Annotated in this window: 16 protein-coding genes; 7 read left to right on the top strand and 9 right to left on the bottom strand. The window is 70.9% G+C overall.

Going from position 1 to position 24,461, the window contains the following annotated elements:
* Positions 1–121 precede the first annotated feature (121 nt).
* A complete protein-coding gene (locus ACSRUE_RS27255) occupies positions 122–1,411 on the top strand; it encodes an extracellular catalytic domain type 1 short-chain-length polyhydroxyalkanoate depolymerase (RefSeq protein WP_441286139.1) in 1,290 nt (429 codons plus the stop codon).
* 27 nt (positions 1,412–1,438) lie between these two features.
* On the opposite strand, the gene ACSRUE_RS27250 is transcribed toward ACSRUE_RS27255, so the two are convergent.
* The gene (locus tag ACSRUE_RS27250) at positions 1,439–3,985 is read right to left on the bottom strand and encodes an RTX toxin (protein ID WP_441286138.1); all 2,547 of its coding nucleotides are present in this window, start codon (positions 3,983–3,985) and stop codon (positions 1,439–1,441) included.
* A gap of 921 nt (positions 3,986–4,906) precedes the next feature.
* On the opposite strand from ACSRUE_RS27250, the gene ACSRUE_RS27245 reads away from it, so the two are divergent.
* Positions 4,907–5,671 carry a CAP domain-containing protein gene (locus ACSRUE_RS27245; protein WP_441286137.1) on the top strand — a complete coding sequence of 255 codons (765 nt, stop codon included), beginning with the start codon at positions 4,907–4,909 and terminating at the stop codon, positions 5,669–5,671.
* A 114-nt stretch (positions 5,672–5,785) separates the two neighbouring features.
* Here the strand turns inward: ACSRUE_RS27245 and ACSRUE_RS27240 are convergent, their stop codons facing one another.
* Together ACSRUE_RS27240 and ACSRUE_RS27235 are read right to left on the bottom strand one after the other, a co-directional pair.
* Positions 5,786–6,346: a hypothetical protein gene (locus tag ACSRUE_RS27240; protein ID WP_441286136.1), complete on the bottom strand. Its 561-nt coding sequence runs from the start codon at positions 6,344–6,346 to the stop codon at positions 5,786–5,788.
* Complete coding sequence (locus ACSRUE_RS27235; protein ID WP_441286135.1) at positions 6,340–6,915, bottom strand: hypothetical protein; 576 nt, start codon at positions 6,913–6,915, stop codon at positions 6,340–6,342. The genes ACSRUE_RS27240 and ACSRUE_RS27235 overlap by 7 nt, the downstream gene beginning before the upstream one ends.
* 447 nt (positions 6,916–7,362) lie before the next feature.
* On the opposite strand from ACSRUE_RS27235, the gene ACSRUE_RS27230 reads away from it, so the two are divergent.
* Positions 7,363–7,917 (top strand): hypothetical protein, encoded by a 555-nt coding sequence (locus ACSRUE_RS27230; RefSeq protein WP_441286134.1) that lies wholly within the window; start codon positions 7,363–7,365, stop codon positions 7,915–7,917.
* Between the two features lie 145 nt (positions 7,918–8,062).
* On the opposite strand, the gene ACSRUE_RS27225 is transcribed toward ACSRUE_RS27230, so the two are convergent.
* Complete coding sequence (locus ACSRUE_RS27225; protein WP_441286133.1) at positions 8,063–12,073, bottom strand: chemotaxis protein CheB; 4,011 nt, start codon at positions 12,071–12,073, stop codon at positions 8,063–8,065.
* 229 nt (positions 12,074–12,302) lie between these two features.
* A complete protein-coding gene (locus ACSRUE_RS27220) occupies positions 12,303–13,466 on the bottom strand; it encodes a lysylphosphatidylglycerol synthase transmembrane domain-containing protein (RefSeq protein ID WP_441286132.1) in 1,164 nt (387 codons plus the stop codon).
* A 314-nt stretch (positions 13,467–13,780) separates the two neighbouring features.
* Between ACSRUE_RS27220 and ACSRUE_RS27215 the strand changes: the two genes are divergently transcribed.
* Complete coding sequence (locus ACSRUE_RS27215; protein WP_441286131.1) at positions 13,781–15,070, top strand: PAS domain S-box protein; 1,290 nt, start codon at positions 13,781–13,783, stop codon at positions 15,068–15,070.
* A 60-nt stretch (positions 15,071–15,130) separates the two neighbouring features.
* On the opposite strand, the gene ACSRUE_RS27210 is transcribed toward ACSRUE_RS27215, so the two are convergent.
* From ACSRUE_RS27210 to ACSRUE_RS27195, 4 genes are all read right to left on the bottom strand, one after another.
* Positions 15,131–16,087 (bottom strand): hypothetical protein, encoded by a 957-nt coding sequence (locus ACSRUE_RS27210; protein WP_441286130.1) that lies wholly within the window; start codon positions 16,085–16,087, stop codon positions 15,131–15,133.
* A gap of 156 nt (positions 16,088–16,243) precedes the next feature.
* Positions 16,244–17,062 carry a HugZ family protein gene (locus ACSRUE_RS27205; RefSeq protein WP_441286129.1) on the bottom strand — a complete coding sequence of 273 codons (819 nt, stop codon included), beginning with the start codon at positions 17,060–17,062 and terminating at the stop codon, positions 16,244–16,246.
* Positions 17,063–17,121: 59 nt separating this feature from the next.
* Positions 17,122–18,951, bottom strand: a complete 1,830-nt coding sequence (locus ACSRUE_RS27200; protein ID WP_441286128.1) for a radical SAM protein — start codon at positions 18,949–18,951, stop codon at positions 17,122–17,124.
* A 26-nt stretch (positions 18,952–18,977) separates the two neighbouring features.
* On the bottom strand, positions 18,978–20,261 hold the full coding sequence (locus ACSRUE_RS27195; protein ID WP_441286127.1) for a glycoside hydrolase family 1 protein: 1,284 nt from the start codon (positions 20,259–20,261) through the stop codon (positions 18,978–18,980).
* 58 nt (positions 20,262–20,319) lie between these two features.
* Between ACSRUE_RS27195 and ACSRUE_RS27190 the strand changes: the two genes are divergently transcribed.
* The 3 genes from ACSRUE_RS27190 (at position 20,320) to ACSRUE_RS27180 (ending at position 24,414) form a co-directional block, all read left to right on the top strand.
* Positions 20,320–21,084 carry a tetratricopeptide repeat protein gene (locus ACSRUE_RS27190; RefSeq protein ID WP_441286126.1) on the top strand — a complete coding sequence of 255 codons (765 nt, stop codon included), beginning with the start codon at positions 20,320–20,322 and terminating at the stop codon, positions 21,082–21,084.
* An 89-nt stretch (positions 21,085–21,173) separates the two neighbouring features.
* The gene (locus ACSRUE_RS27185) at positions 21,174–22,871 is read left to right on the top strand and encodes an AAA family ATPase (protein ID WP_441286125.1); all 1,698 of its coding nucleotides are present in this window, start codon (positions 21,174–21,176) and stop codon (positions 22,869–22,871) included.
* Positions 22,872–23,163: 292 nt separating this feature from the next.
* Positions 23,164–24,414, top strand: a complete 1,251-nt coding sequence (locus ACSRUE_RS27180) for a zinc-dependent alcohol dehydrogenase (protein WP_441286124.1) — start codon at positions 23,164–23,166, stop codon at positions 24,412–24,414.
* Positions 24,415–24,461: the final 47 nt, after the last annotated feature.

Raw genomic sequence — 24,461 nt, 5'->3', positions numbered from 1 at the left:
GTTACGAAACGCCACACCTCCTCGCCCAGCGATCGGGCTTTCCTCGACTACGCACCTCGGCGAGTCGCGATTTCTGTTCGACTCGTCGACTGTTATTGATATAGCGATAGCGAGGTAGCCAATGACCACCACCCTTCGATTCGTCGTGCCCGCCGCCGCTTCCCTCGCAACCGTGTTGCTCGCGATCTCGCCGTCATTGGCGGCTTCGTGGCAGACCCGGGTCAACTACGGCGGGAACACGCCCATGGACCTCTACGTCCCGGACAAGGTCGACGCTTCGCCGGGGGTCGTGGTCTCGCTGCACTACTGCAGCGGGAACGCCGGAAACGCTCACGGCTGGTTCCAGGGTCTGGCGGATCAGCACGGCTTCCTCATCATCACTCCGCAAGCAGGCGGCAACTGCTTTGACGCAACGCCCGCGCGCAGCGGTGAGCGAGAGGCCATCACCAAGATGGTCCAGTACGCCGTCACACAGCACCACGCCGATCCGACCCGGGTCTTCGCTGCGGGGGCCTCCTCCGGCGCTTGCATGACGAATGCGCTCCTCGCGGCCTACCCCGACGTGTTCGCCGGGGGTTCGGTGCTGGCTGGTGTTCCCGCCGGCGCCTGGACCGGAGGCAACGCCTATGGCTGGACGACCCCTGGCAACAGGACCGCTGCCCAGTGGGGTGACATCGTGCGCAAGGCGAGCCCGAACTTCACAGGCGCAAGGCCTCGGCTTCAGCTCTGGCACGGAAAGGCTGACACCACGCTCAACTACGACCCGAACTTTCCTGCCGAGATCGCGCAGTGGACGAACGTCCTGGGTCTGAGTCAGTCCGACAGCAAGACGAGCAGCTTCAAGGGTTCCCAGGATACCTGGGATCGGGCCTCTTACACGAACGCTGCGGGGACGCTCGTCCTGGAGACGAACTCCGCGCCAAACGCCCCGCACGATCTCTCGGGGCGAGGCTTGTGGGGCGACGCCGTGCGCTTCTTCGGGCTGGATATGGACCCGCCGCCCCCCGGAGAAGGCGCGGGCGGCGGTGATGGAACCGGAGGCAGCGACGCCTCGGGCGGAGGTGGCGCCGCAAACGGCAGCGCTTCAGGCGCAGGCGGCAGCGTGACCAGCGGCGCTGGCGGCGAAGGTGGCAGCGCGGCCAGCGGCGCCGGTAACGGAGCGACCACCGGAGGCGCGGCGGAAGGCGCCGGCGGAGCCTCCACGGGCGGGTCGACGGGCAACGGGGGTGGAAGCACCTCTTCCGGAGACAGCGATCCGGCCACGACAGGCGGCGACGGCACGTCGGACGACGCGGGTGGGTGCAGCTTCAACGTGGCCTCCAGGAATCAGCTGCCTCGCGGCGCGCTCGTCGGATTGCTCGTGGCAGGGCTCGGCGCGGTGGTCCGCCGCCGTCGCCGCTCTGCTGCGTGAGCGTGCAGCGCCGGCGAGGAGCTCGGTCTAAGGTGCCAGTGGCAGCCAGAGCTGGTGGTAGTCGTTCTCCCCCCAGCAGTACACCGTTCCATCCGTCTTCAGCCCGCAGCTGAAGCCGGCGCCCACGCTGATCGCGGTGAAGGTGCCAATGGGATCCGTGGACTGGCCGTACCAGTTGTTCCCCCAGCAGTCGACCTTGCCGTCCGTCTTCAATCCGCAGGTGTGATCCCTGCCCGCGCCGATCTGCGTGAAGGTCCCCGACGGGTCCGCGGCCTGGCCAGAGCCGTTGTTTCCCCAGCAGTCGACCATGCCGCCGTCCCTCAGCCCGCACGAGTGGTTCCAGCCCGCGCTGACCTGGGTGAAGGTCCCCGACGGGGCCGTGGCCTGGCCGAAGGCGTCGTATCCCCAGCAGTCCACCGCCCCGCCCGTCCTCACCCCGCACGTATGGGAGCCGCCCGCGCTGACCTGGGTGAAGGTCCCCGACGGGGCCGTGGCCCTGCCGCTGCCGTTGCTGCCCCAGCAGTGCACGCTACCGTCCATTCTCACGCCGCAGTTGTGAAACAAGCCCGCATCCATCTGAGCATAGTCCCCGGGCGGGTTCGTCGCCTGGTTCTCGCTGTTGTCGCCCCAGCAGTACACCTTGTTGTCCCACGTCATCCCGCAGGTGTGGAGGTTGCCCGCGCTGAAGCTGGGGAAGCCGAGGGTCGGCGCGGACTGCCCGTAATCGTTGCGGCCCCAGCAGTAACTCTTGCCGTCCGTCTTCTTCCCGCAGCCGTGGTCGAGGCCCACGCTGATGTGCGTGAACGTGTCCGTCTGCGGCGCGGCCTTCTCCGAATGGTTGGCTCCCCAGCAGGCCACGAGGCCCTCCGTCGTCAGGCCGCAGGCGTGCGTGGCGCCCGCGTTGATCTGGAGAAATGTGGCGTCGGGCGGCGACGTCTGGCCGAGGTCGCCGCGCCCCCAGCACGCCACGGCGCCGTCCACCCTGAGCGCGCAGCCGTAGTACTCGCCAACCGCGATCTGCGTGAAGGTGCCGGACGGCGGCGAGGACTGGTTGTCCGCGTCGTGCCCCCAGCACCGAACCGTGCCGTCGGTCTTCAGCCCGCAGCTGTGGTACATGCCCACGCCTATCTGGGTGAAGTTGCCCCCCTGGTCCGCGGCCTGCCCTTCGGAGTTGCGCCCCCAGCAATTCACGGAGCCATCGGCCAACAGCCCGCAGGAGTGATAGTAGCCCGCGCTGACCTGGGTGAAGCTGCCGCTCTGGTCCTCGGCCTGCCCTTCGAGGTTGCGCCCCCAGCAGTCCACGGAGCCGTTCGTCCTGACTCCGCAGGTGTGCAGCCCGCCCGCGCTGACCTGGGTGAAGCCGCCCGAGGGATCCGCGGCCTGGCCATCGCTGTTGAAGCCCCAGCACCAGACCGCGCCGTAATGAAGCACGCCACAGGTGTGATTCCTGCCGGCGCTGATCTGCCGGTAGGCGCCGATCGGCTCCGCGGACTGGCCATGGACGTTGCTCCCCCAGCAGATCACCGTGCCGTTCGCCCTCAGCCCGCAGGTGTGCTCGCCCCCCGCAGAGACCGCGACGCGTCCGAAGATCCCAGGGGTCGGGTCTTGTGACGCATCGCCCCAGCAGTCCACGGAGCCGTCCACCTTCAGCCCGCACGTGTTCAACCAGTTGGTGCTGATCTGGGTGAACGTGCCCGAGGGATCCGCGGCCTCGCCGGTTTCGTTCGCCCCCCAGCAGTCGACCGCGCCGTTCGTCCTCAGCCCGCAGGTGTGCCCGGAGCCCGCGTTGATCTGGAGGAACGCGCCTGCAGGATCCGCGGCCTCGCCGTGCTCGTTGTTCCCCCAGCAGTCCACCGTGCCGTCCGGCTTCAGCCCACATGCGTGGAATGTGCCGGCGCTGACCTGGACGAAGGTGCCCGGCGGCTCATTGGTGGTCTGTCCGTGGCTGTTGAACCCCCAGCACTTGACCGCGCCGTGCGACATCACCCCGCAGGTGAACGCGAAGCCCGCGCTGACCTGGGTGAAGGTGCCGCTGGGCTCATCGGCCCCGCCCTCGCCGTTCCACCCCCAGCAGTGGACCGTACCGCCCGTCCTCACGCCGCAGTTGTGATAGTCGCCTGCGCTGATCTGGATGAACGTGCCTTCGGGATCCGTAGATTTTCCGAATTCGATCTTCCCCCAGCAATCCACCGTTCCATCCGTCCTCAATCCGCAGGTGTGATCCCGGCCTGCGCTGATCTGGAGGAACGTGCCCTCGGGATCCGCCGCCTGGCCGTTGCTGTTGCTCCCCCAGCAATCCACCGTGCCATCCGGCCTCAGCGCGCAGGCGTGCCCGCCGCCCGCGCTCACGATGGGGTCGTCGGAGAGGGAGTTCGTCGGCGCGTCGTCGTCGCGGAGGCCCTGCGAGACGGTGGCGAGCTCGCGCCCCTCCGCGCCCGCATCCATCGGCGCTTCGCCGAGACACCCGAGGAGAGATAATGTGATGAGCTTCAGCGCGACCAGGGCTCCGAGCCGCTGGCCGCCCCGCTCGCGCGCTCGCGAAGTCAGGCGTCTTCCAGGCACATAGGTCGACATAGGTCCTCGATGGCTCTTCGTTCGAGTTTCAAGAAAGCAAACGCTTCAAGAGCAGGCTCCGCACACCGATCGAGACTGCATTTCCGCGCTGCGGCGTATTGCTGAGCGCTCCGGCGCTTCCCGCCAGAACTCTCCGCGATGCCTTGCCGGTGGCGGCGAGGCGCCCGGGTGATCGAACAGCAATCCTCGGGCCAGGACCTGCAAGAGGGCATTCAGGCCCGTTCACGCGACGGCGCCGGTCGAGGGGCTCGCCGCCGGGCGTGACATGTCACGCTCGCTCCGTGACATGTCACGCTCGCCCCGTGACATGTCACGCCCTCACCCTCACATCTCTTGCCGGGCTCCCCCGCGGTCGGCGGGACCAGCGGTGAAGAGAACCGCCGCTCCGCACGCTCTGGAGCCAACGCGGCCCCTTCGATGCATGAGTCGTCGATCCAGCATCACTTTTCGGGAGGAAGTCGGCTCGAGTAAAAATGTTCAGTCAACCCGGGACAGGTCCCGCGATCGGGGCTTGACGTTTCCGAGACGTTTGGATTTCCTTCCCTCACCATGAAGACGGCTTTCACTCGCCTTCGGCTCGTCGCATCGACGGCGCTCCTCCTCACGGCCGCCGCGTCCTGCAGCAGCGAAGATGCCGATCCTGGCGCGTCAGGTTCGTCGGGCGGCTCACCGCCGGCCGCCGGGTCGGGCGGGACGGGTGGAGCGGCCACGAGCAGCGGCGGCGGGGGTTCAGGCTCGGACGCCTCGAGCACCGGAGGAGCTGGCGGCAGCTCTACGGGAGGTTCGTCCGCGGTCGGCACGGGCGCAGGGGGCGGCGGATCGGCAGGCACGGCATCCGGGGGTTCGGGAGGCTCGACACCCGAGACGGGCGATCGCTCGCCGGAAGGCACCTGCGCGCGCTTCAACGCCGACACCGCCGACATGAGCGAGGGCACGTGGAGCGGCTCGCTGGATCCCGAGTGCGACCCGGGAGACATCTCCGCCGACGGTCGAGCGAACGCGCTCCGGCTCTTCAACCTGTACCGCTGGCTGGCGGACCTGCCCCCGGTCGTGACCGAGCCTACCCGCGACGTGCAGGCCCAGGCCTGCGCGCTCATGATGGACGCGAACAATGACCTCTCGCACGAGCCGCCGGAGAGCTGGAAGTGCTACTCGAAAGCAGGCGCGGACGGCGCGAGGACGAGCAACATCTCGAGTGGCCCCGGCGTCGCGAGCGTTCAGGGCTATCTGATCGACCCCGGGAACGAGACGACCTTCGGCCACCGGCGCATCATCCTCGCGAACGATCTCGGCCCGATCGGCCTCGGCTCGACCGGCAAGAACGGCGCCTCCTGCATGCAGAACATCGGAGGGACGGGGCGCGCCGGCAAGGAGTGGACGGCCTGGCCTCCGCCCGGGGTGTTCCCGATGCAGGCGTATGCCGACCGCTGGAGCTCACTCAGCGACACCGGCTGGTCGATTCAGAGCGAGGACATCGAGCTCGAGGACGCCGAGGTCACGATCACGAGCGGCGGAGCCCCCCTGGCCGTCGACGTGGAGCCGCTCCAGGGGCGCTACGGCTCCACGAACGCCATCCGCATCGTGCCGGACGGCTGGGACCCTGAAGCCGGCAACACCTACTCCGTGAGCGTCTCCGGAATCTCGGCGAGCATCGCCTACGACGTCGTGTTCGTCGACTGCGAATAGAGTCTTCTGAGGAGATCCTCGATGCCCGCCAGCGAACCGCGCCCGCTTGCCCGCAAGGAGCTCGACGCCGCCGCCCTCGTCAGGGCGCGGCGGGGAGGTCGAGACGCAAGAGCATCATTTCGGGGTCTTGACGTCGAGCTTGCCGAGGCGCGCGAGCAGCGGGCCTCGATCCTCGATGGCCACGCCGACGAGCCTGCGCGCCGACCCATCATCGAGCTTCGGGACGGATCCCGCCGCGAATCGTGCCTCGTCCGCGGCGGGGACCTGGAAGATCAGGTGGTAGACGCCGCTGTTCGAGACAGCGAGCACGCGCTGCGTCTCACCCAGGCCGAGCAACCGGCAGATCGCCGCGGCAAGGAATCCCGCGGCAGCACGAGCGAGCGCGCCGCCGCGTAACGAGAGCGAGACGTGGTGCTCGCGTCCGTCCTTGCTTGCCTCGGCGACGGTATACACCACGGCGATGTCGGCGGACGTGATGAACGCATTGCCCTCGGCGAACGGGTCCGCGGGCGAGCCCTCCCCGACGCGCCTGAGCGCGATGTTTTTGGCGCGGCCGAGCCCGCGCGAGAGCTCGATCAGGTGGTCCGGCGAGAACAGCCGATCGTAACGCGGCCGCTTCATCGCGAACCGGTAGACCAGGAACACCACGAGCCCGACGAGCAGCCATTTCAGCATCGGACCTTGCACCTCCGCGCCCATGCGCCGACGAGACAGACCATCACGCCCGCGGAGAGCGGCAGGGCAGGCGCCTCGTGGGCCCCGCCGAGATCACACGAGCAGCCGGCGCCGCGACGGCGGCCCGGGGCGCTCGCCGCGGCCGTCGTCGTCGTCATGCACGTCGCCACGATGGCCTGCGTCGAGCCCGGGGCGCACCCCTTGTCCTCGTTCACGTAACTCACGGCCTCACGATAGCTGCGTTGCCCGACAGGGGTCTTGATGACGCCCGGCGCGACGCACATGCGCACCTCGACGCAGCTCTCTCCGGGCGCGCAGGACGTCGCGTCGCGGGTGCTGCAGAGATCCATCAGGCAACAAGGCCGCCCGCCGGCGCAGACCGCGCCTTCGGCGCCGTTCGGGCAGGTGTCGGGCGCGCAGCCCGCGCCAGCGTGCCCGGTCACGCCGTGGGTGCCCGCGGGGCACGAGGTCGGCGGGGGCGGGACGACGTCGGCGAGCGCGCGCGAGGGCTGGGCGAGCGCCGCGACGAGCGAGAGGATCGCGGCAGCGTGCGCCTTCTCTCCGTCCATGGCGAGGTATCGTGCCGGTCCTCGGGCGATTCGTCCATGGGGTTTCACCTCTGCCGTCGCCCCTCGCGCCTCACGCCCTTGCGGCTCGTCGAGCTGGCGGTTCCTGGACTCCCTCGTCTCGCGGCCGAGCGCCTGGCTCAGCGCATGGATGAGCCTGGCGCGCGTGCTCTTGGCGACGCGGAGCTTCCCCTGATCCGAACGCCGCGCGCGCGAGGGCCCCGAGCTGGCGAAACTGGCGGCGCGCGTGGCGGCCGCCAGGTCCCGGAGCGCGGAGAGGGCCAGAAGATCCGGCAAAAAGGCCGCGGCACGCCGCTCGCACTGCGCGCTCACCAGAACGCCGCGAGATCCGACCGCGCGCTGGTCCCGCCGTTGCGGGACGGCGCGAGGCCCGGAAGCGGCGTGTTGGCCCGAGCCGGCGTCACGCGCCGCGCTCGGATGGAGGCACCCATGTCGGTTCATCATGCCATGTCCATGCTTCTCCCTGTCCTCGCGCTCGCCTGCTCCGCCGCGCAAGGCGCCGCCCCGGAGCCGCCGGAGACCACCCCACCGCAGCACGACGGCGCAGCGGCTACGGCCGGCTCGACGGGCGCGAAGAGCTTCGTCGACGCCGCGTCGTACTTCACCAGCTCGGCCGAGATCGACGCCTGGTACGAGATGCTTCGCGAGCTGAACGACGACTTCGACGTCGTGTGCGGCGACACGTTCTGCGAAGGCGACTTCAGCAACTACGAGCCGCTTCGATTCCGTTGCTCCGTCGAGGAGCACGCCGGGACGATAGGCCGCTGTGTGTGGGTGCTCGCCGCGAGCAACGAGGAGATCGTGGCTTCCACGGGCGACGTCGAGGTAGACGCGAGGATCTTCCTCTGCGAGATGCCCGTCGCCCCGGACACGGCCGTGACCGACCTCGTCGAGGCGCTCTCGGCGCCGGCAGGTCGGGCGATCGACGCGGAGCTCCCCGGAACGGACCGATCGCTCTACGACGGCCTCGTCGAGTGCCTCTGACAGCCCGCCGGCGCCGGCCAGCGCGACCGTCGAGCCGCGCCGGCGGCGCCTGATCCCCAGCGCAGACCGAAGCGCGCAGGCGAAGCGAGCTGGTTCGCTGGGCGAGGAGGCACGGCGCTCAGGAAGGGCCGGCCGGGCGAGCCCTTCAGGCGCTGCTCTCGCCCGTCACCGGCTCGCCTTCGGCGAGCAGCCGCCTGAGCGTGGCGAGATCGACGGGCTTCACGAGGTGCTCGTCGAACCCGGCTTCACGCGCCCTCTCGCGGTCGCCCTGCTGCCCGTAGCCGGTGAGCGCGATCAGATAGACGTTCTTGTGCTGGGGTTTCTCTCGGACGCGGCGCGCGAACTCGAGGCCGTCGATCCCCGGCAGCCCGATGTCCACGATGGCCACGTGCGGGAGCACCTGGTCCATGAGCGCGATCCCCGAGATCCCGTGAGACGCCGAATGACACTCGAACCCGGCGCGCGCCAGGAGCGCGCAGAGCGCCTCGCGGCCGTCGTCGTTGTCCTCCACGACGACGACCCGCGATCTCCTGGGGATGTTCGCGAGGAGCGAGCCGCGCGCCGCCTCCTGCTCGGATGACGGCTCGGAGATCGGCAGCCGCACCTCGAACTCGCACCCCTTGCCCTCCCCGTCGCTCCGCGCGCTCACGGTGCCGCCGTGCTTTTCAACGAGGCCTCGGACGAGGGTGAGCCCGACGCCGAGCCCTCCCGCCGATCGGTCCAGGGTGCGGCTCGATTGCACGAAGAGCTCGAACACCGTGTCGAGCATCTCCTTCGGGATCCCGACGCCGTCGTCCTTCACGCGGACCACCGCGTGTCCGTCCACGCGCCTGGCCTCCAGGGTGACATGACCCCCTCGCGAGGTGTACTTCGCAGCGTTGTTGAGCAGGTTCACGTGAACCTGCTGGAGCCGCGCGGGGTCGCCCTCGACCCAGATCGGCTCGGGATCGACAACGACCGAGAAATCGACGCCGCGCGTGTCCATGAGGTTCTTGACCGCGTCGGCGGCGTCCTTCACCACCGTGCCGAGGTCGAGCACGCGCCTTCGAAGCTCGATCTTGTTCTGCGTGACGCGGCTCGCCTCCAGCAGATCGTCGAGCAGGCGCGCCATCTGCGCGGACTGGCGCTCGAGGATCTGGACGACCTTCTCGTCGATCCCGGACGCGCCGTCCGACGCGGCGCAGTCTTCCTTGAGCAGCGCCGTGGCGTGGACGATCGCGCCAAGGGGGTTGCGGAGCTCGTGCGACAGCATGGCGAGGAACTCGTCGCGCCTGCGCACGGCGTCCTTGATCTGCTCCTCCGATCGCTTTTGCGCGGTGACGCTCCGGAAGATCCCGATGATACCCACGATGTGGCGCGCCGCATCGATGAGCGGGAGCCGCGTGACGAGGTCCCACTCCACGACGCCATCGTGCCGCACGCGCTTCTCCAGCTTGTAATGCTGCGCCTCGCCGGTCCGCAGCACCACCTCGTCCTGCTGGTGAACGGCGAGCGCCGCCTCGTACCCAGGCAGCTCGAAGCCGGTCTTGCCCGCCGCTTCGCCTGGATCGGAGAGGCCGAGGCGCTCCGCCATGGCGTTGTTCGTGCGAATGAACCGGCCGCGCGCGTCCTTGAAGTAAATCGCGTCGGGCACGCTGCGGAGCAGGCTATTCAGGAGATAGCGCTCGTGGAAGAGCGCATCCTCCGCCGCCTTCAGGCCGCTCACGTCGATGAGCGTGAGCACGACCCCGGCGATGGTGCCCTTGGCACGGTAGGGGAGGATGCGAAGAAAGAACGAGCGACCATGCCGGTCGCGCAGCTCGCGCTCCACGCGCTCCCCCGTCGCGAGCACGCGCTTGAGATCGGCGTTGAGCTCCGGGTGGTCGACCGCGTACGTGAACGTCTCGATCGGCCTGCCGACGTCCTGCAAGAGCAGGTTGAAGCTCTCCGCGATCTGCGGCGTGAATTTCCTGATCTTGAGCTCCCTGTCGAGGAAGATCGTGCCAATGTCCGTGCTCGACAGGAGGTTCTCCATGTCGTTTCCGAGCTCGGTGAGATCGGCGATCTTCCGCTGGTACTCCGCGTTCACCGAGTAGAGCTCCTCGTTGACGCTCTGGAGCTCCTCGTTCGTGCTCTGGAGCTCCTCGTTGGAGGCGAGCAGCTCCTCGTTCGCCGCCTGCAGCTCTTCGTTGCTCGCCTCGAGCTGCTCGGTCATCGCCTCCAGGGTCTGCTTCGTGTGCCCGAGCTCCGCCTCGAGCGCGCCGAGCTGCTCGCGCGATACGTCGTCGAGGTCGATCTCGATCTCCGGCATCGCCGCCCGCCGCGGCGCCCCGTCGATCGCGTCGATCGCGTCTATCGCGTCGAACGTGATGAGGACGTGGGGTAAGGTGCCGCGCCGGCTCTCGACCCGGCGCATCGTGATCTTGTAGGTGCCGCCCTCCGCTTGCACCCCCTTGAACACGACCGCCGTGCGCTCCTTGACGACGCGCCGGAGGCCCCCCGTCAGCACCGTCTTGAGCTCGCAGTCCAGCATCTCGAAGGCGTCGAGCCCCTGTCTGCCATCCTTGACCTTGAGGAACCGGCTCGCGCCGCCGAACGCGTGGACGAGCTCCCCGGTCTCGTTGACGAGGAGGCTCGGAGGCATGAACTCGTCGAGCAGCGCGTCGTAGGTCCCGAGCAGGTGCGACGCCGGGTGGCGCGCGACGGGCGCGGTGATCCCCGAGCGCGAGGCGCTCCGGGCCTTCGGCGATGCCGGCTGAAAGCGGGGCTCGACCTGCATCCGCCGGTCGCTGTACTTCCGATAGATCCGCCATTGCTTGTCGACGATCTCGAAGTCGTGCGCGAGGTGCCCCGGCGTCTCGCTGGGCCCGAGGAGAACCACGCCCCCGCGGTTGAGCGCGAAGTGAAAGAGGCTCAGGACCTTCTGCTGCACGGCCGGCTGAAGGTAGATGAGCATGTTGCGGCAGCTGATGAAGTCGACGCGCGTGAACGGCGCGTCCTTGATCACGTTGTGGTGCGCGAAGACCACCGCCTGGCGGAGATCCGGGACAACCTGGTAGCTGCGTCCGCGCCGGATGAAATACCGCTCGAGCCGCTCGGGCGAGACGTTCATCACCGCCTCTTCCTCGTAGAGCCCGCGCGTCGCGACCTCGAGCGATCCATGGTGCACGTCGGTCGCGAAGACCTTGAACGGGCGGTGGCCGCCCCCGGACGTCAGCTCGTGGAGGAGGATGGCGAGCGAATAGACCTCTTCGCCCGTCGCGCAGCCGGCGACCCACACGCGGAACGGGGCGTCCCGCGGCCCCGCGCGCAGGAGATCGGGGAGCACCGAGCGCTCGAGGATGCCGAACGCTTCCTCGTTCCGGAAGAAGCGCGTCACGCCGATGAGGAGATCACGGTAGAGCACGTCGAGCTCGCTCGACTTGCTCTTCAGGCGCTTGACGTACTGTTCGATATCGTCCGTATGCGCGAGCTGGATCCGCCGCTCGATGCGCCGTGTGACGGTGCTCGGTTTGTAGTGCGTGAAGTCGATGCCGAACTGCTCTTCGAGCATCCTGTAGACCGCGCTCATCCCCTGATCGACGCCGACCGCGTCCCGCTCCGGCCGGCGCCCCTTGGACCTCACGTGATCGAGGAGGACGCGCGGCATGTCCTGGGGAGGCAGGACGCAATCGGCCACACCGGCGTCTCGCGCGGTCTTCGGCATCCCATCGAACTGCGCGCTGTCGACGTCCTGCACGACGACCAGCCCGCCCGCCTCGTGGACCGCGCGGATCCCCCGCGAGCCGTCGCTGCCGCCCCCGGAGAGGACCACGGCGATCGCCCGCGGGCCGCAGTCCTGCGCGAGGGATCGAAAGAACACGTCGATGGGCAGCGCGAGCTCCTGGTCGCGATCCCTCTCGCTGAGGAGGAGGCGGCCTCCGGAGATGATCATCTCCTTCTTCGGCGGGATCAGATAGACATGGTCGGGCTCGACCACCATGCCGTCCTCGACGAGGTGAATGGGCAGCTCGGTGCGGCGCCCGAGGATCTCGTCCATCAGGCTCTTGAAGTCCGGCGACAGATGCTGGACCACGACGAAGGCCATCCCGCTCTCCTTCGGGATGTTCGCGAAGAAGTGCTCGAGCGCCTCGAGCCCCCCCGCCGAAGCGCCGATTCCTACAACGTAGGGCGCCACCTCTGGCCGGACTGTGCGGGTTCTTGTCTTTGTTGCGTCGCGCACCTCGCGCTCGGTCGACATGACCGACCTCGACGGCAGCAAGCGTGCCCAGGCTGTGGCCGCTGGCGAGCGCCTTCACCTGGGCCAAAATCCCCCGGAATTCAGGCGGAGGGCGGACGCCGGATGTGTGACAAATTGCCTCGCTGCGCGCCACATGTGGTGGTCTTGCGGCGTCGCGACGGCCTCGTCATCTCGTCACCCCACCGCCTCGTCCTCTCGTCGCCTCGCTCCCCGCCATGGGGGCGGGCGCCGGGCGGAAGGCCGCCCGGCCACCGAAGAACACGAGCAGGCCGAGCGCTATCCACACGAGCTCCTTGGCGCGCTTGACGAGGACGAAGGCGGCGCCCACCGTGGCGGCGGCGGGCACGCCGAGCGCGGTCAGGAAGGCGACATAGCCGGCGTCCTGCACGCCGAGCCCGGCAGGCACGAGGACGGCGGCGGCGCGGAGCAGCGCGAGGACGACCTCGAACGAGAGGACCTCGGAGAGCGAGACGTCGACCCCGAGGAGCCGGAGGAAGAAGTACGTCTCCGCCCCCTCGGCGAGCCACATCCCGAGCAGCAGCAGCGCCGCCGCGGCGAGCGCAGCGCGACGCTCCCCGAGCGCGGCCGCGTGCCGGTCGGTCGCGGAGAAGGCCGCGGCCCTCGCGTCGATAGAGGCCTTCACGCGCTGGCCGGGCAGGCGCTTCAGCCACGCGAAGACCCGCGACGCGACCGTGCCCGAGAGGAGCGCGCCCCCGAGCGCGAGCGCCACGGCGAGCAGGCCGAGCCCCGAGAGGACCACGAGCCACGGGAGCCCCGGCCCGCCGATCAGGGGGCGCGAGGCGCGCTCCAGGTGGCCAAAGCCGAGCGCGAGGGCGATCGCGACATACGCCGCGTTCGCGAGGACGATGAGCGCCCTGCGCGCCGCGATGCCGGCGACGCCCTGCGGCCCCGGGATCCCGCACCACCGGTGCAGCAGATAGAACGTGACCGACTCGGAGAGGGCAGCGCCGGCGGGGACGCTCATCGTGAGCGCCTCGGTCGACAGCGTGAGCGCGAGATACCGGGAGAACGGCGCGTGGCGGCCGGACGCGGGGTCGCGCGTGCGCGTGTCGTCGAAGACGCGCCGGCTCGCTTCGGCCTGGAAGAGCCGCGCGACGAGGTTGGGGACGAGGGCGAGCGCCATCATCGGCGCGGACACGGAGGCGATGAGCGCCGCGACGCTCGGGAGATCCGCGCCGCGCAGCGTGCTCCAGAGCGCCGCCGCCGCGACGGCGACCCCGAGCCACCTCAGCGCGACGGCGCCCGCGCCCGGGCGGGAGCGCGCCCCGGGGAGAGGCTCATCGTGGGCGTCACGGGCAAGGAAGGTCATCACACGTTCGCGCTCCGGCGCCGGCCGAGGGCCTGAGGTCGAGGGCGAGGGCGAGCGCTCGTATCGCGCAGGCGCGTCGCGCGCTGATGTCATGGGCGCAACGCCGCGACGACACGCCACGACTCGCGCGGCGGCGCGCCGAGCTCGTCCGCTCTGGTCGAGCGCGCCCCACGCGCCCGGACAGCCGACCGACGAGCGCGCGGCGTGACGCCGGGATCGGCTATCTTCCTTGCTCGTTGGAGACGCGCGGGAGGGGCGAGCGGCTCCTCGGCGGATGGGAGGGGGCGGCCGGAAGGATGGAAGGAAGAGCGAACGTGGAGACGGATCAGGACAGCATCGAGCGGCTCCGGGTGGAGAACGCCGGATTGCGCAAGGAGATCGACAGGCTCCATGAGCAGCTGGGGCGCCGGGAGGAGCGGACGCGGCTGATCCTGCAGGCGGCCGGCGAGGGGTTCCACGTCGTCGGGATGAACGGCGAGATCCTCGACTGCAATCCATCCTTCGCCGGCATCGTGGGTTACGACCGGAGCGAGCTCCTGACGATGAACATCGGCCAGATCGACCAGCGGCCGCCGCACGAGGTCGTCATGGTCATCGAGGAGATCAAGGCCAGGGGGTCGCTCCGCTTCCTCGCGAGGCACCGCCACAAGGACGGCCATCTGATCGACGTCGAGGTGAGCTCTCACCTCGTCCAGAGCGGTGATGAGCAGTTCTTCTCGGCCTTCTCGCGCCCCCTCACGGAGCAGCTGAAGCGCGAGCAGGCGCTGCGCGAGAGCGAGCAGAAGTTCCGGGCGATCTTCGACGAGACCTCGATGTTCATCGGCCTGCTCACCCCGCAGGGGGACCTGATCGAGCGCAACCGGACGATGGCCGATTTCACCGCGGCGCGGCCGGGCGAGGCGCGCGGCGGGCCGCTCTGGCAGGCGCCGTTCTGGGTCGGCGGAGCGAGCGCTGGGGAGCGGATCAGGGAGTGCGTCCGCCGTGCAGCGGCGGGCGAGCCGTCGTCGTGCGAGGTCCAGATCCACGGGCCCGGCGGGCGCGTGGCGACGCTCGACCTCAAGATGAAGCCGATCCTCGACACGCTGGGCCAGAGCGTCCTCCTGATCGCCGAGGGGTACGACGTGACCGAGCTCCGGCGGGCCGAGGCGGAGCGCGCGGCGCTTCAAGCGCAGATGATCGACGCGCAGGAGGCGACCATCCGGGAGCTCTCGACGCCGCTCATCCCGCTCGACGCGGGGATCCTGGTGATGCCCCTCGTCGGGCGGCTCGACCGGGTGCGCATCGAGCAGCTGCTGGAGCGCTTGCTCCAGGGGGTGGTGGCGCAGCGCGCGGCCACGGTCATCCTCGACGTCACCGGCGTGCCGGTGGTGGACGCCGAGATCGCGGACTCGCTGATCAGGGCGGCCCAGGCGGTCAAGCTGCTCGGCGCGGAGGTCATCCTCACCGGCGTCGGCCCCGAGGTGGCGCAGACGATGGTGGGCATCGGCATCGACCTCCGGGAGATCGTCACGCTGAGCTCGCTCCAGAGCGGGCTCCACCACGCGCTGGGGCGCTCGCGCCGCGGCGGGAGGAGGTCGGGCGGCCAGCGGCGCCGCGACGGGTGACGGGCTGCGGGCGACGGCTCTCCTCCCCGGAGCGGCGCCGCCGTCAGGATCGCGCTCGGGTCAGCGGCAGATCGGCTCGGCGAGCCAGCGGACCAGCGCATCGCTGTCGAGATCGAGCAGGGCATCCTCGACCTCGCCCGGTCCGATGGCCTGTGCGCGCTCGACGATCGAGCGCTCCTCCTCGGCGGTCGGCTGGCGCCCGACCCGCCGCGCGAAGAGGCGGCCGAGGAGCTCGGCGACGGCCTTCTGCGCCCCCGCCTGCGCCCCCGCCCGCGCGGCCTCCTTCGCGCCCTCCTGTTCGGCCTCGGCGAGCATTTCTTCGATGATCGGGATGGTCCGGAGCAGCTTCTTCTCCGTTTCCCTGTCCTCCATCAGCATGACGAGCTCCTTCCGCACGTTGTGCCCCCAGGGGTCGATGGCAGCCATGACCAGGAGCGCTGTATATAGCTCGATCCGTTCCTCGACGGTCGCCGCCCGCGCGGAGATCTCCGCGACGACCTCACGCATCGCCGCAGCGGTGGCGTCCCTGGTCAGCGGGGCGAACACGAGCCAGAAGACGCTGCCTCGCGCCCGGAGCTCGGCCATCGTGCGCTGGTAGACCGCGTCGACACGAAAGTGCGTGCCGCTAAACCGCCGCCCCCGCCAGGAGGTACGGCGCTCCCCTGTCTCGGGCAGACGCCGCCTGCGGCCCGAGAGGACCACGGCGACGCTCTCGATCGGCGGCACCGGCTCTCCAGGGGCCTCGCGCCGGAGTGCGGCGAAGAGGAACCCGAGGTACTCGAACATCTGGTCGGGCACGTCGTCGCGCAACGCGAAGCAGAACTCGACGTGCAGCACCCGAAGCTCGGCGCCGATGCGCAGGCGCAGCGCCTTGTCGAGGCGTCGCTCGAGCTTCGTGACCTGCGTGTCGATCCAGCCGAGGACCTCGACCGGCATGTGCTCGGGGACAAAGACGCACGCCAGGTCGTCAGGAAACCGTCGGGCGATGTGGCGCAAGGTGATGTCGGCGTCTCCCATGCGGCGCGATCTCGGCAGATCGCGTGCCATGGGCCAGAGCGCCCGAATCAGCGTCGTGTTGGCAGGGAGGAGCGCGCTTCGGTGCTGGCGCCGCCATGGCGGACGGCGGCCTCACCCGCGCCGGCGGCGGCAGGACAGCGCCCGCGCGGCGCGCCGCTAGGCGGTGCGGCCGCGCGCCTCGCGCACCAGCGCCACCATCGCCTTCCGCACCTCGTCCGTCGCCGAGACCGGCGCGCCGAACGGGAGGCGCGCCGCCTTCGGCCCCGCCGGCGTGATGACGTCCAGCTCGAAGCCGTAACGATCGACCGAGGTCATCGTGGCGCCGGTGGCGTCCTTGATGCCGGCGAGCACCTTCGCGTACGCGAGGACCGCGTCGGCGTGATCGGTGTTCATGTGCTCGAGGATGCCCGCGGCGTCGGCGGCGAGCGGATCGGGCTCGGCGGCCGCGTACGCGTCGGCCTCGACCCAGGACATGCGGCCGAAGCCGCCGACGTAGCGGATCGACACCGGGTCGAGCCGGTAGAAAGAAAAGTCAGTAAAATCGACGTAGTACGACGCGCGCGGGTGCATCGCGAGGAAGCTCGTCCGGGCGGCGGCCGCCTCGGCGCCCTCGAGGGGGCGGCACGGGCCCATCAGGGTCATCCGGCCGAGCGCGAGCGGGTCGGCCAGGCCCTCGGCGGGCTCGGCGAGGAGCAGCGACGCCTCGGCGCGGACCTTGAGGTTGCCCGTGTGCTCGGCGAGCGCCGAGAGCAGCAGCAGCGGGCGCCCATGCGCGTCCACGGTGACGGCGACGAGCGAGCCGTACGGATAGCCGGCGGGATCCCGCGCGAGCGTGCACAGCGTGGCGGCGCGGGCCCGCTGCGCCAGCGTGCGGCAGCGCTCGGCGTGGCTCGGCGCCTTCGCGCCCTGGAGATGTGGATCCGCCGCCGGCTCCGGGCCGGCGCCGGGGCGGCCGTGGTCTGTGCTCGTCGACATGGAAGGGCGGGTAGCACGCCGGGAGGGCCGGAGGAACCGGGGCGCCGCACCGCCCAGCGCTACGACGGCAGCACCCGGAGCCGCCCGCGCTGCGCCGCCGCCTCGCGTCCGCCCGCCTCGGCCGGACGCGCAGGCGCGGGCCGCGCCACGGCCTGCGGCCACGCCGCGAAGTCCTCCGGGAGCGGCCCCGGGAGCGCCGGCTGCGCCGTCCGCTCCAGGAGCTGGAAGTCGCAGCGCGCGACGAGATCGAGCGGGAGCCCCTTGCCCGGCCCGCCCTTCGCGAACCACGCGCGCGCCGCCTGCACGTTGCGGATGAGCACCGCGTGCTGCGGGTCGCGCTTCGCGGCCGCCGTGAAGTGGTCCTGCATCGCCTGCCAGTCGCGCCGGCCCGCCGCGACGCACGCGAGCGCGTTGAGCGCGAGCCCCGGCAGCGGATGGCCGAGCTCCAGCGCGCGCGCGGCGTGCCGCTCCGCGAGGTCGAGCTGCCCCGCGTCGAGGTAGGCGACGCCGAGCTCCAGGTGCGCCGCGTGGTGATCGCCGAGAAGATCGAGGATCGCCCTGCGCTCCTCCACCCCCTCGCGGTAGAGCTCGCGCAGCCCCTTGTTCTTCTCGAACCAGGCGCTCATCAGCGCCGTGTCCTCCTCCGAGGCGTCGAACGGCGTCTTGAGCTCCTGGAAGTCGCCGCGGAAGTAGACGTCGCGCTCCAGCCAGCCGGCCGCCTCGGCGTCGTCGAAGTCGCGCGTGCCCGGGTAGATGGACAGGCACGAGAAGATGTACTGGTGCGGCCTCGCCGCCTCCAGGAACGCGAGCGTCTCCCGGAACGTCTCCGCCGTCTCGCCGCGGTTGCCCAGCATCATGTAGTAGCGGACCTGGATCCCGTACTTCTTCGCGAGCTCCGTCGACTCGATGATCTTCTTGACCGTGATCTTCTTGTCGATGTTCTTCAGGATGGACGGCGAGCCCGACTCGACGCCGAGGCTCAGGCGCTGGCAGCCGGCGAGGCGCATCTCGCGGAGCAGCTCCTCGCCGAGGACGTCGACGCGCGTGTCGCAGCTCCACAGGAAAGAGATCTTACGATCGCGGATGCCGCGGCAGATCTCGATGACGCGCTTCCTGTTCGTCGTGAAGGTGTCGTCCTTGATCTGGACCATCTTCACCGGCAGCTTCGCCACGGCGGCCTCGATGGAGTCGAGCACGTAGGGCACCGACTGGCCACGGAAGCCGCGGCCCCAGGTCGCCTCGGCCCCGCAGAACGTGCACGCCCAGGCGCAGCCGCGCGAGGTCATCACGATGTGCGTAGCGAAGTGGTCGTGCGGCGACGCGAGCGCGTCGAGCTCCTCGATCGCGGGCCGGGGCGGCCCGAGCTCGACCCGGCCATCGACGCGGTACGCCGTGCCGGGGACGCCGAGCGCGGGCCGGCCGGCCTCGAGGCGCTCGAGGAGCTCGAGGAACGAGTGCTCGCTCTCGCCGAGCGTCACCGTGTCGATCTCGGGGTGGTGCCGCAGCATCTCGGCCGCGAGCGGGGTCGCGTGCGGCCCGCCGACGACGATGTGCGCCCCGGGGTGGAGCCGCCGGATGCTCCGGGCGGTGAGCGCCACGCCGCGCCGGTTGGCGGTCCAGCACGACAGGCCGAACACGTCCGCGCCGAGCTCGCGCACGACCCGCTCGACCTGCGAGAACGGGTACGACGAGAGGTTCAGCACCTTCACCTGGTGGCCCGCGCGGAGGGCCTGCGCGCCCAGCGAGAAGAGCCCGTACGGGGTCTGGTGGAAGTCCGGGTCGAGGTCGCCCTCGCGGTACTCGGCCGGCGGGCCGTCGCCGCTCGTGTCGGGCGCCTCCCCGGGCGCGGGGATCTTCCAGGGCGGTGGGTAGAGCAGCGCGATGCGCATCGATCCTGCCTTTCCGGTGCCGTCCGTCACGCGGGCGCGGCGCCGCGCTCGCGCTGTGCGCCGCCCGGGCCGTCTGCCTCGATGAGGCGCGCGCGCGCGATCCGGGCGTAGAGCTCGGCGCTGGGCCGCGGGCTGCGCTCCTGGGTCACGCGGTCGACCTCGACCAGCCCGAAGCGCGGGGCGTAGCCCTCGGCCCACTCGAAGCCGTCGAGCAGCGACCAGTGCATGTACCCGCGCACGTCGACGCCGCGCGCGATGGCCCGCGCGACCTCCGCGAGGTGCCGCACGAGGAACCGCGGGCGCTGGTCGTCGTCGGCGTCGGCGATGCCGTTCTCCGTGATGTAGATCGGGACCCGGGCGCGGGGCCACCAGGCGTCGAGCACGTAGCCGAGCCCCTCCGGGTAGATCTCCCAGCCGAGATCGCTGACCTCCGCCCCCTCGGGGACGAGCCGCCGGAGGAACCCCGCGCGCGCGTGCGCCGCCGAGAAGCGGACGAGGTCGCGGCTGTAGTAGTTCACGCCGAAGAAGTCGTGCAGGCCGCTGTCGCAGACGGCGCGCGCGAACGCGTCGTTGAACAGCCGCTCGAAGAGGGCCGCCCACATGCGGTCGGCGAGCCGCCCGAACCGCTCCGGCTCGATGACGCGCAGGTGGTGCGCGACGCCGACCGAGATGGAATGCCCGCGCCGGCCCGCGGCCTCGTGCATGGCGCGGTACATGGCGGCGTGGGCGCGGAAGAGGTTCTGGTGGGCGCGCACCGCCTCGACGGGCGAGCTCCGCGCCGGCGGCCAGACGCCGAGCAGGTGGGCCTGCAAGGCGAGCATGTTGGGCTCGTTGATGGTGACCCAGAGCTGGCACAGGTCGCCGAGCGCCTCGACGGCACGCTCGGCGAAGCGCGAGAGGAGCGCCGGCAGCTCCTGCGAGAGCAGGCCGCCCCGCTGCGCGACCCAGCGCGGCAGCGTGACGTGATGGACGGTGATCATCGGGGTGATCCCGGCGTCCCGGTGCGCGCCGAGCACGTCCCGGTAGTGGTCCCACGTGGCCGGATCGAACTCGCCCGGCTCCCGCTCGATGCGGGCCCACTCGATGGAGAGCCGGTGCGCCCCCATACAGAGCCGCGCCTGGAGCGCGACGTCCTCGCGGAAGCGGTGCAGCTGGTCGCACGCGTCGTCCGGCGTATCGCCGCCGCGGACGCGCCCCGGCTCGCGCGCGAACGCGGCCCAGTCGCTCTGCGCGCAGTGCCCCTCGACCTGTGTGGCGGAGGCGGCAGTGCCGAACAGGAACCCGTCCGGGAAGCGCAGATCCTCACCCATGAGCGCGCATCCTACGCGAACTCGCGCCGGGCGGCTGCCTTCCGGAGCAGCCGTCCGTTTGCTCGACGGGCCGGGCGCCGGTACGCTCGGCCCGGTGTGCGCGGCGCGGTGCGTAGATGCGGGGGGCGCGCGGCGGCGAGCGCGCGCCCTCGCTGCCGCCTCGCTCGCCGCGGCGCTGCTGCACGGGGCCGCGCCGGCCCGGGCGGACGGGGTAGGCTGGGCGACGGCCCAGGCCGCCGAGCTGACGCGCCAGGCCGAGGCCCGCGCCGCGGCCGGCGAGGCCGACGTGGCGCTGCAGCGGTACCTGGAGGCGGTCCGCTTCGACGCGACCTACGGCCCGGCGTACCTCGGGCTGGGCGCCCTGTACGAGCGGGCGGGCGATCCGCGCGAGGCGGAGCGCGCGTACACCGTGGGGCTGGACCACATGAGCGGCTTCGTCGAGGGCCACCGCGCCAGGGCGGCGCTGCGGTCGCGCGAGGGGCGGCGCGAGGAGGCGATCGCGGACCTGGAAGCGGCGGCGGCGCTCCGCGGCGACGACGGCGAGCTGCTCCAGGAGCTCGCGGCCGCCTACGTGGCGGCGGGCGCGCTGCCGGCGGCGCTCGGCGTCGCGCGGCGGCGCTCGGCGCTCGCCGCGCGGAACGGCGATCGCGCCCTCGCGGCCGCGGCGGCGACGCAGGCGCGCGCGCTGTCGGTGCTGGTCGGCGAGGCCGATCCCGTGCGCGCCGGCGGCGCCGATCGCGGCCCGGTCCGGCGCGCGCTCGCGCGGTACGCCGCGGCGCCGGCGCGGGGGAGCGCGCCGGATCGGCGGCGCGAAGGGCGGTGACGCCACGACGCCGGCCCGGCGGCCGTATCGGGCACGGAGAGCGGCTCGCTTGACCTCCTGCCGGACGGGCCGCATACGGCTGGAATCTCATGTCCCTCCGCGTCGCGCTCGGCATCGACGACTTCCGAAAGCTCCGCGAGTCCGGGCTGGAGTACGTCGACAAGTCCCACCTCATCCAGGAGCTCGTCGACAAGGGGGGCGTCGAGGTCGTCCTCCTCCCCCGCCCTCGGCGGTTCGGCAAGACGCTGAACCTGTCGATGCTGCGCTGGTTCTTCGAGAAGCGGCAGGAGGACTTGTCCCACCTGTTCGAAGACCTCTCGGTATGGCGGGCCGGAGAGCGCTATCGCGAGCACTTCCAGCGGTATCCCGTCATCTACCTGACGCTGAAGGGAGCGAAGCAGGAGACGTTCGAGCGCTGCTGGGCTGCCCTGCGCGAGAAGATCGTCGAGCTCTACAACCAGCACCGCCACGTGCTCGACAGCGGCCAGCTCGGTGAGGTGGAGCAGCGCCGCTACAAGGAAGTGCTGGACGGCACGGCGTCCGAGGCCGTGTATGGTCGGGCGCTCCTGGATCTGTCGAGCCATCTCCACCGCCTCCATGGCGAGCGCGTCGTGATGCTCATCGACGAGTACGACGAGCCCATCCACGCCGGCTATCTGCACGGTTATGCGCCGCGGATCCTCGACTTCGTGCGCACGTTCCTCACCGAGGGGCTGAAGGGCAATCCGCACCTCCACAGGGCCGTCCTCACCGGCATCCTCCGGGTAGCGCGCGAGAGCATCTTCTCCGGGCTCAACAACGTGGTCGCCTACTCGCTCCTCCGCTCGGACTTCAACACCTGCTTCGGGTTCACGGAGGCCGAGGTGGAGGCGCTGCTCGAGAAGGCGGGGCGGCGCGGCCTGCTGGAGGTGATCCGCGCCTGGTACAATGGGTACGACTTCGGCGGCGCGGTCATCTACAACCCCTGGTCGATCCTCAGCTTCCTCGAAGGACAAGACCAGGATCCGCTCCCCTTCTGGCTCGGCACGAGCTCCAACGATCTCATCCAGAAGGTGATCGAGGAGCACGCCGTGACGCTGCAGCCTGCGCTGGAGGTCTTGATGGAGGGAGGCGAGCTCGAGCGCGTGCTCGAGGAGAACGTCGCCATCGGCGACCTCGCGCAGAACGAAGATGCGCTGTTCGGGCTGCTGGTCTTCTCGGGATACCTGCGCGCCGAGAAGCGCTCGCGCGGCCACGGGGAGCAGCCCGCGCACGCCCTGAAGATCCCGAACCGCGAGGTGCGGCTGCTCTACACGGGCACGTTCCGCCGCTGGGCGGAGGCGCGGCTCAGGCGGCAGGGCAGCAGCATGCAACGGCTCCTCGCCGCGCTCCTCTCGGGCGACGCGGCGGGGTTCGAAGCGGAGCTCCAGGCTTTCGTCGCCGGCGTGCTCTCGTACCACGACGCGACGAGGGTCGATCCGGAGGCGGTCTATCACGGCTTCGTCGCCGGCCTGCTCGCGGCGCTCGAGCCGGGCCATCAGGTGCGCTCCAACCGCGAATCCGGGCAAGGGCGGCCCGACGTGATGATCCGGCCGGCGCAGCCGGGCCGGCCCGGCGTTGTGCTCGAGCTCAAGGTCGCCCGGGCGCCGCGGGTCAGCCTTGAGCAGGCGCTCGACGAGGCGCTGGCGCAGATCCGGGCGCGCGACTACGCCGCCGAGCTCCGCGCGAGCGGCGCCGCGCCCATTTACGCGCTGGCCGTCGCGTTCGACGGTAAGGTCGTCCGCGTCCGGTCCGGCGAGCCCGGATAACCGGGCTCGCCCGCGGCGGGCGGCCCCGGACGGGGCATATTGTCACGCTCGCCTCACAGCAGGATGAGCAGCGCGCCGCGAATGCGAGCAGCGCGCCGGCGCTGGATCTCCCGGCGATGTCCCGCTGGCACCTCGGTTGCTGCGCCCTCCGCGCCGCGGTTGCACGCGCAGGCTGGCACGGGATCGGCACGGACACGCGGCGTCCAGAACCTCGGCCATCTCTGCAGAGCGCGGCGGCCTGTGCCGCTCGGCCGGCCGGCGCGCCGCCCCCCGAGGGAGAAAGCGAGAACCCATGAAGGCGGTAGTGTTTCACGGCATCGGCGACATCCGGATGGACGACGTCAAGGAGCCGAAGATCAAGGAGCCGACCGACGCGATCCTCCGGATCACGGCGAGCGCCATCTGCGGGACCGATCTCCACTTCGTCCGCGGCACGATGCCGGGGATGGTGCCGGGCACGGTCCTCGGCCACGAGGCGGTCGGCGTCGTCGAGGAGCTCGGCGCCGACGTGCGGAACCTGAAGAAGGGCGATCGCGTCGTCGTGCCCTCGACGATCGCGTGCGGCTACTGCTCGTACTGTCGCGCCGCGTACTACGCGCAGTGCGACAACGCGAACCCGAACGGCAAGCACGCGGGCACGGCGTTCTTCGGCGGCCCCGCCATGTCGGGCCCGTTCGACGGGCTGCAGGCCGAGCTCGCGCGCATCCCCTTCGCGGGCGTCGGCCTCGTCAAGCTGCCGAACGGCGTCAGCGACGACCAGGCCATCCTGCTCTCCGACATCTTCCCGACGGCGTACTTCGGCGCCGAGCTCGCCGAGATCAAGCCCGGCGACACGGTCGCGATCTTCGGCTGCGGCCCCGTCGGCCTGTTCACGATCGCGAGCGCCAAGCTCATGGGCGCGGGGCGCATCATCGCCGTCGATCGCGTGCCCGACCGCCTCGGGATGGCGCGCGAGCTGGGCGCCGAGACCGTCGACTTCTCCGCCGAGGACCCGATCGAGGCCATCGTGCGCCTCACCGGCGGCATCGGCGTGGACCGGGCGATCGACGCCGTGGGCGTCGACGCCGAGCGCCCGCACGAAGGCCCCGCCTACAAGGAGGCGAAGCAGCAGGCCAAGGCGTTCGACCTCGAGGTCAAGCAGATCGCCCCCGACGCGCGGACCACGGGCGACGCCTTCCGCGCCGGCGACGGGCCGTCGCAGGTGCTGCAGTGGGCCGTCCGGTGCGTGGCCAAGGCGGGGACCATCGCGGTCATCGGCGTCTATCCGCAGACGTCGCGCACGTTCCCCATCGGAGAGGCCATGAACAAGAACCTCACCCTCCAGATGGGCAACTGCAATCACAGGAAGTACATCCCGAAGCTCGTGGACCTCGTGCAGACGGGGCAGGTGGATCCCACCGCGATCCTCACCAAGAGAGCGCCCCTGGAATCGGCGATCGACGCCTACAAGGCCTTCGATCGGCGGGACGCCGGGTGGGTGAAGGTCGAGCTCCGCCCGTCACGGGCGGGGGCGCCTGCCCACCTGGACCGCGCCGTCGCGTAGCCCGGCGCCGGACGCGCTCCGGACGCGGATCGAGCCGCCGTACGCCT

Origin of the sequence: Sorangium sp. KYC3313, from assembly GCF_052075895.1 — a bacterium.
Classification (GTDB): Bacteria; Myxococcota_A; Polyangia; order Polyangiales; family Polyangiaceae; genus Sorangium; species Sorangium cellulosum_B.
Note: the sequence above shows the minus strand (reverse complement) of the source record. Positions and strands in the feature narration are given on the sequence as shown.

Bases quoted from the DNA above. Each gene is read 5' to 3' on its own strand.
- ACSRUE_RS27220 (WP_441286132.1), bottom strand. From the start codon at position 13,466: ATGACCTTCCTTGCCCGTGACGCCCACGATGAGCCTCTCCCCGGGGCG.
- ACSRUE_RS27210 (WP_441286130.1), bottom strand. From the start codon at position 16,087: ATGGGAGACGCCGACATCACCTTGCGCCACATCGCCCGACGGTTTCCT.
- ACSRUE_RS27240 (WP_441286136.1), bottom strand. From the start codon at position 6,346: ATGCTGAAATGGCTGCTCGTCGGGCTCGTGGTGTTCCTGGTCTACCGG.
- ACSRUE_RS27180 (WP_441286124.1), top strand. From the start codon at position 23,164: ATGAAGGCGGTAGTGTTTCACGGCATCGGCGACATCCGGATGGACGAC.
- ACSRUE_RS27255 (WP_441286139.1), top strand. From the start codon at position 122: ATGACCACCACCCTTCGATTCGTCGTGCCCGCCGCCGCTTCCCTCGCA.
- ACSRUE_RS27235 (WP_441286135.1), bottom strand. From the start codon at position 6,915: ATGGACGGAGAGAAGGCGCACGCTGCCGCGATCCTCTCGCTCGTCGCG.
- ACSRUE_RS27245 (WP_441286137.1), top strand. From the start codon at position 4,907: ATGAGCGAGGGCACGTGGAGCGGCTCGCTGGATCCCGAGTGCGACCCG.
- ACSRUE_RS27205 (WP_441286129.1), bottom strand. From the start codon at position 17,062: ATGTCGACGAGCACAGACCACGGCCGCCCCGGCGCCGGCCCGGAGCCG.
- ACSRUE_RS27230 (WP_441286134.1), top strand. From the start codon at position 7,363: ATGTCGGTTCATCATGCCATGTCCATGCTTCTCCCTGTCCTCGCGCTC.
- ACSRUE_RS27200 (WP_441286128.1), bottom strand. From the start codon at position 18,951: ATGCGCATCGCGCTGCTCTACCCACCGCCCTGGAAGATCCCCGCGCCC.
- ACSRUE_RS27185 (WP_441286125.1), top strand. From the start codon at position 21,174: ATGTCCCTCCGCGTCGCGCTCGGCATCGACGACTTCCGAAAGCTCCGC.
- ACSRUE_RS27195 (WP_441286127.1), bottom strand. From the start codon at position 20,261: ATGGGTGAGGATCTGCGCTTCCCGGACGGGTTCCTGTTCGGCACTGCC.
- ACSRUE_RS27250 (WP_441286138.1), bottom strand. From the start codon at position 3,985: ATGTCGACCTATGTGCCTGGAAGACGCCTGACTTCGCGAGCGCGCGAG.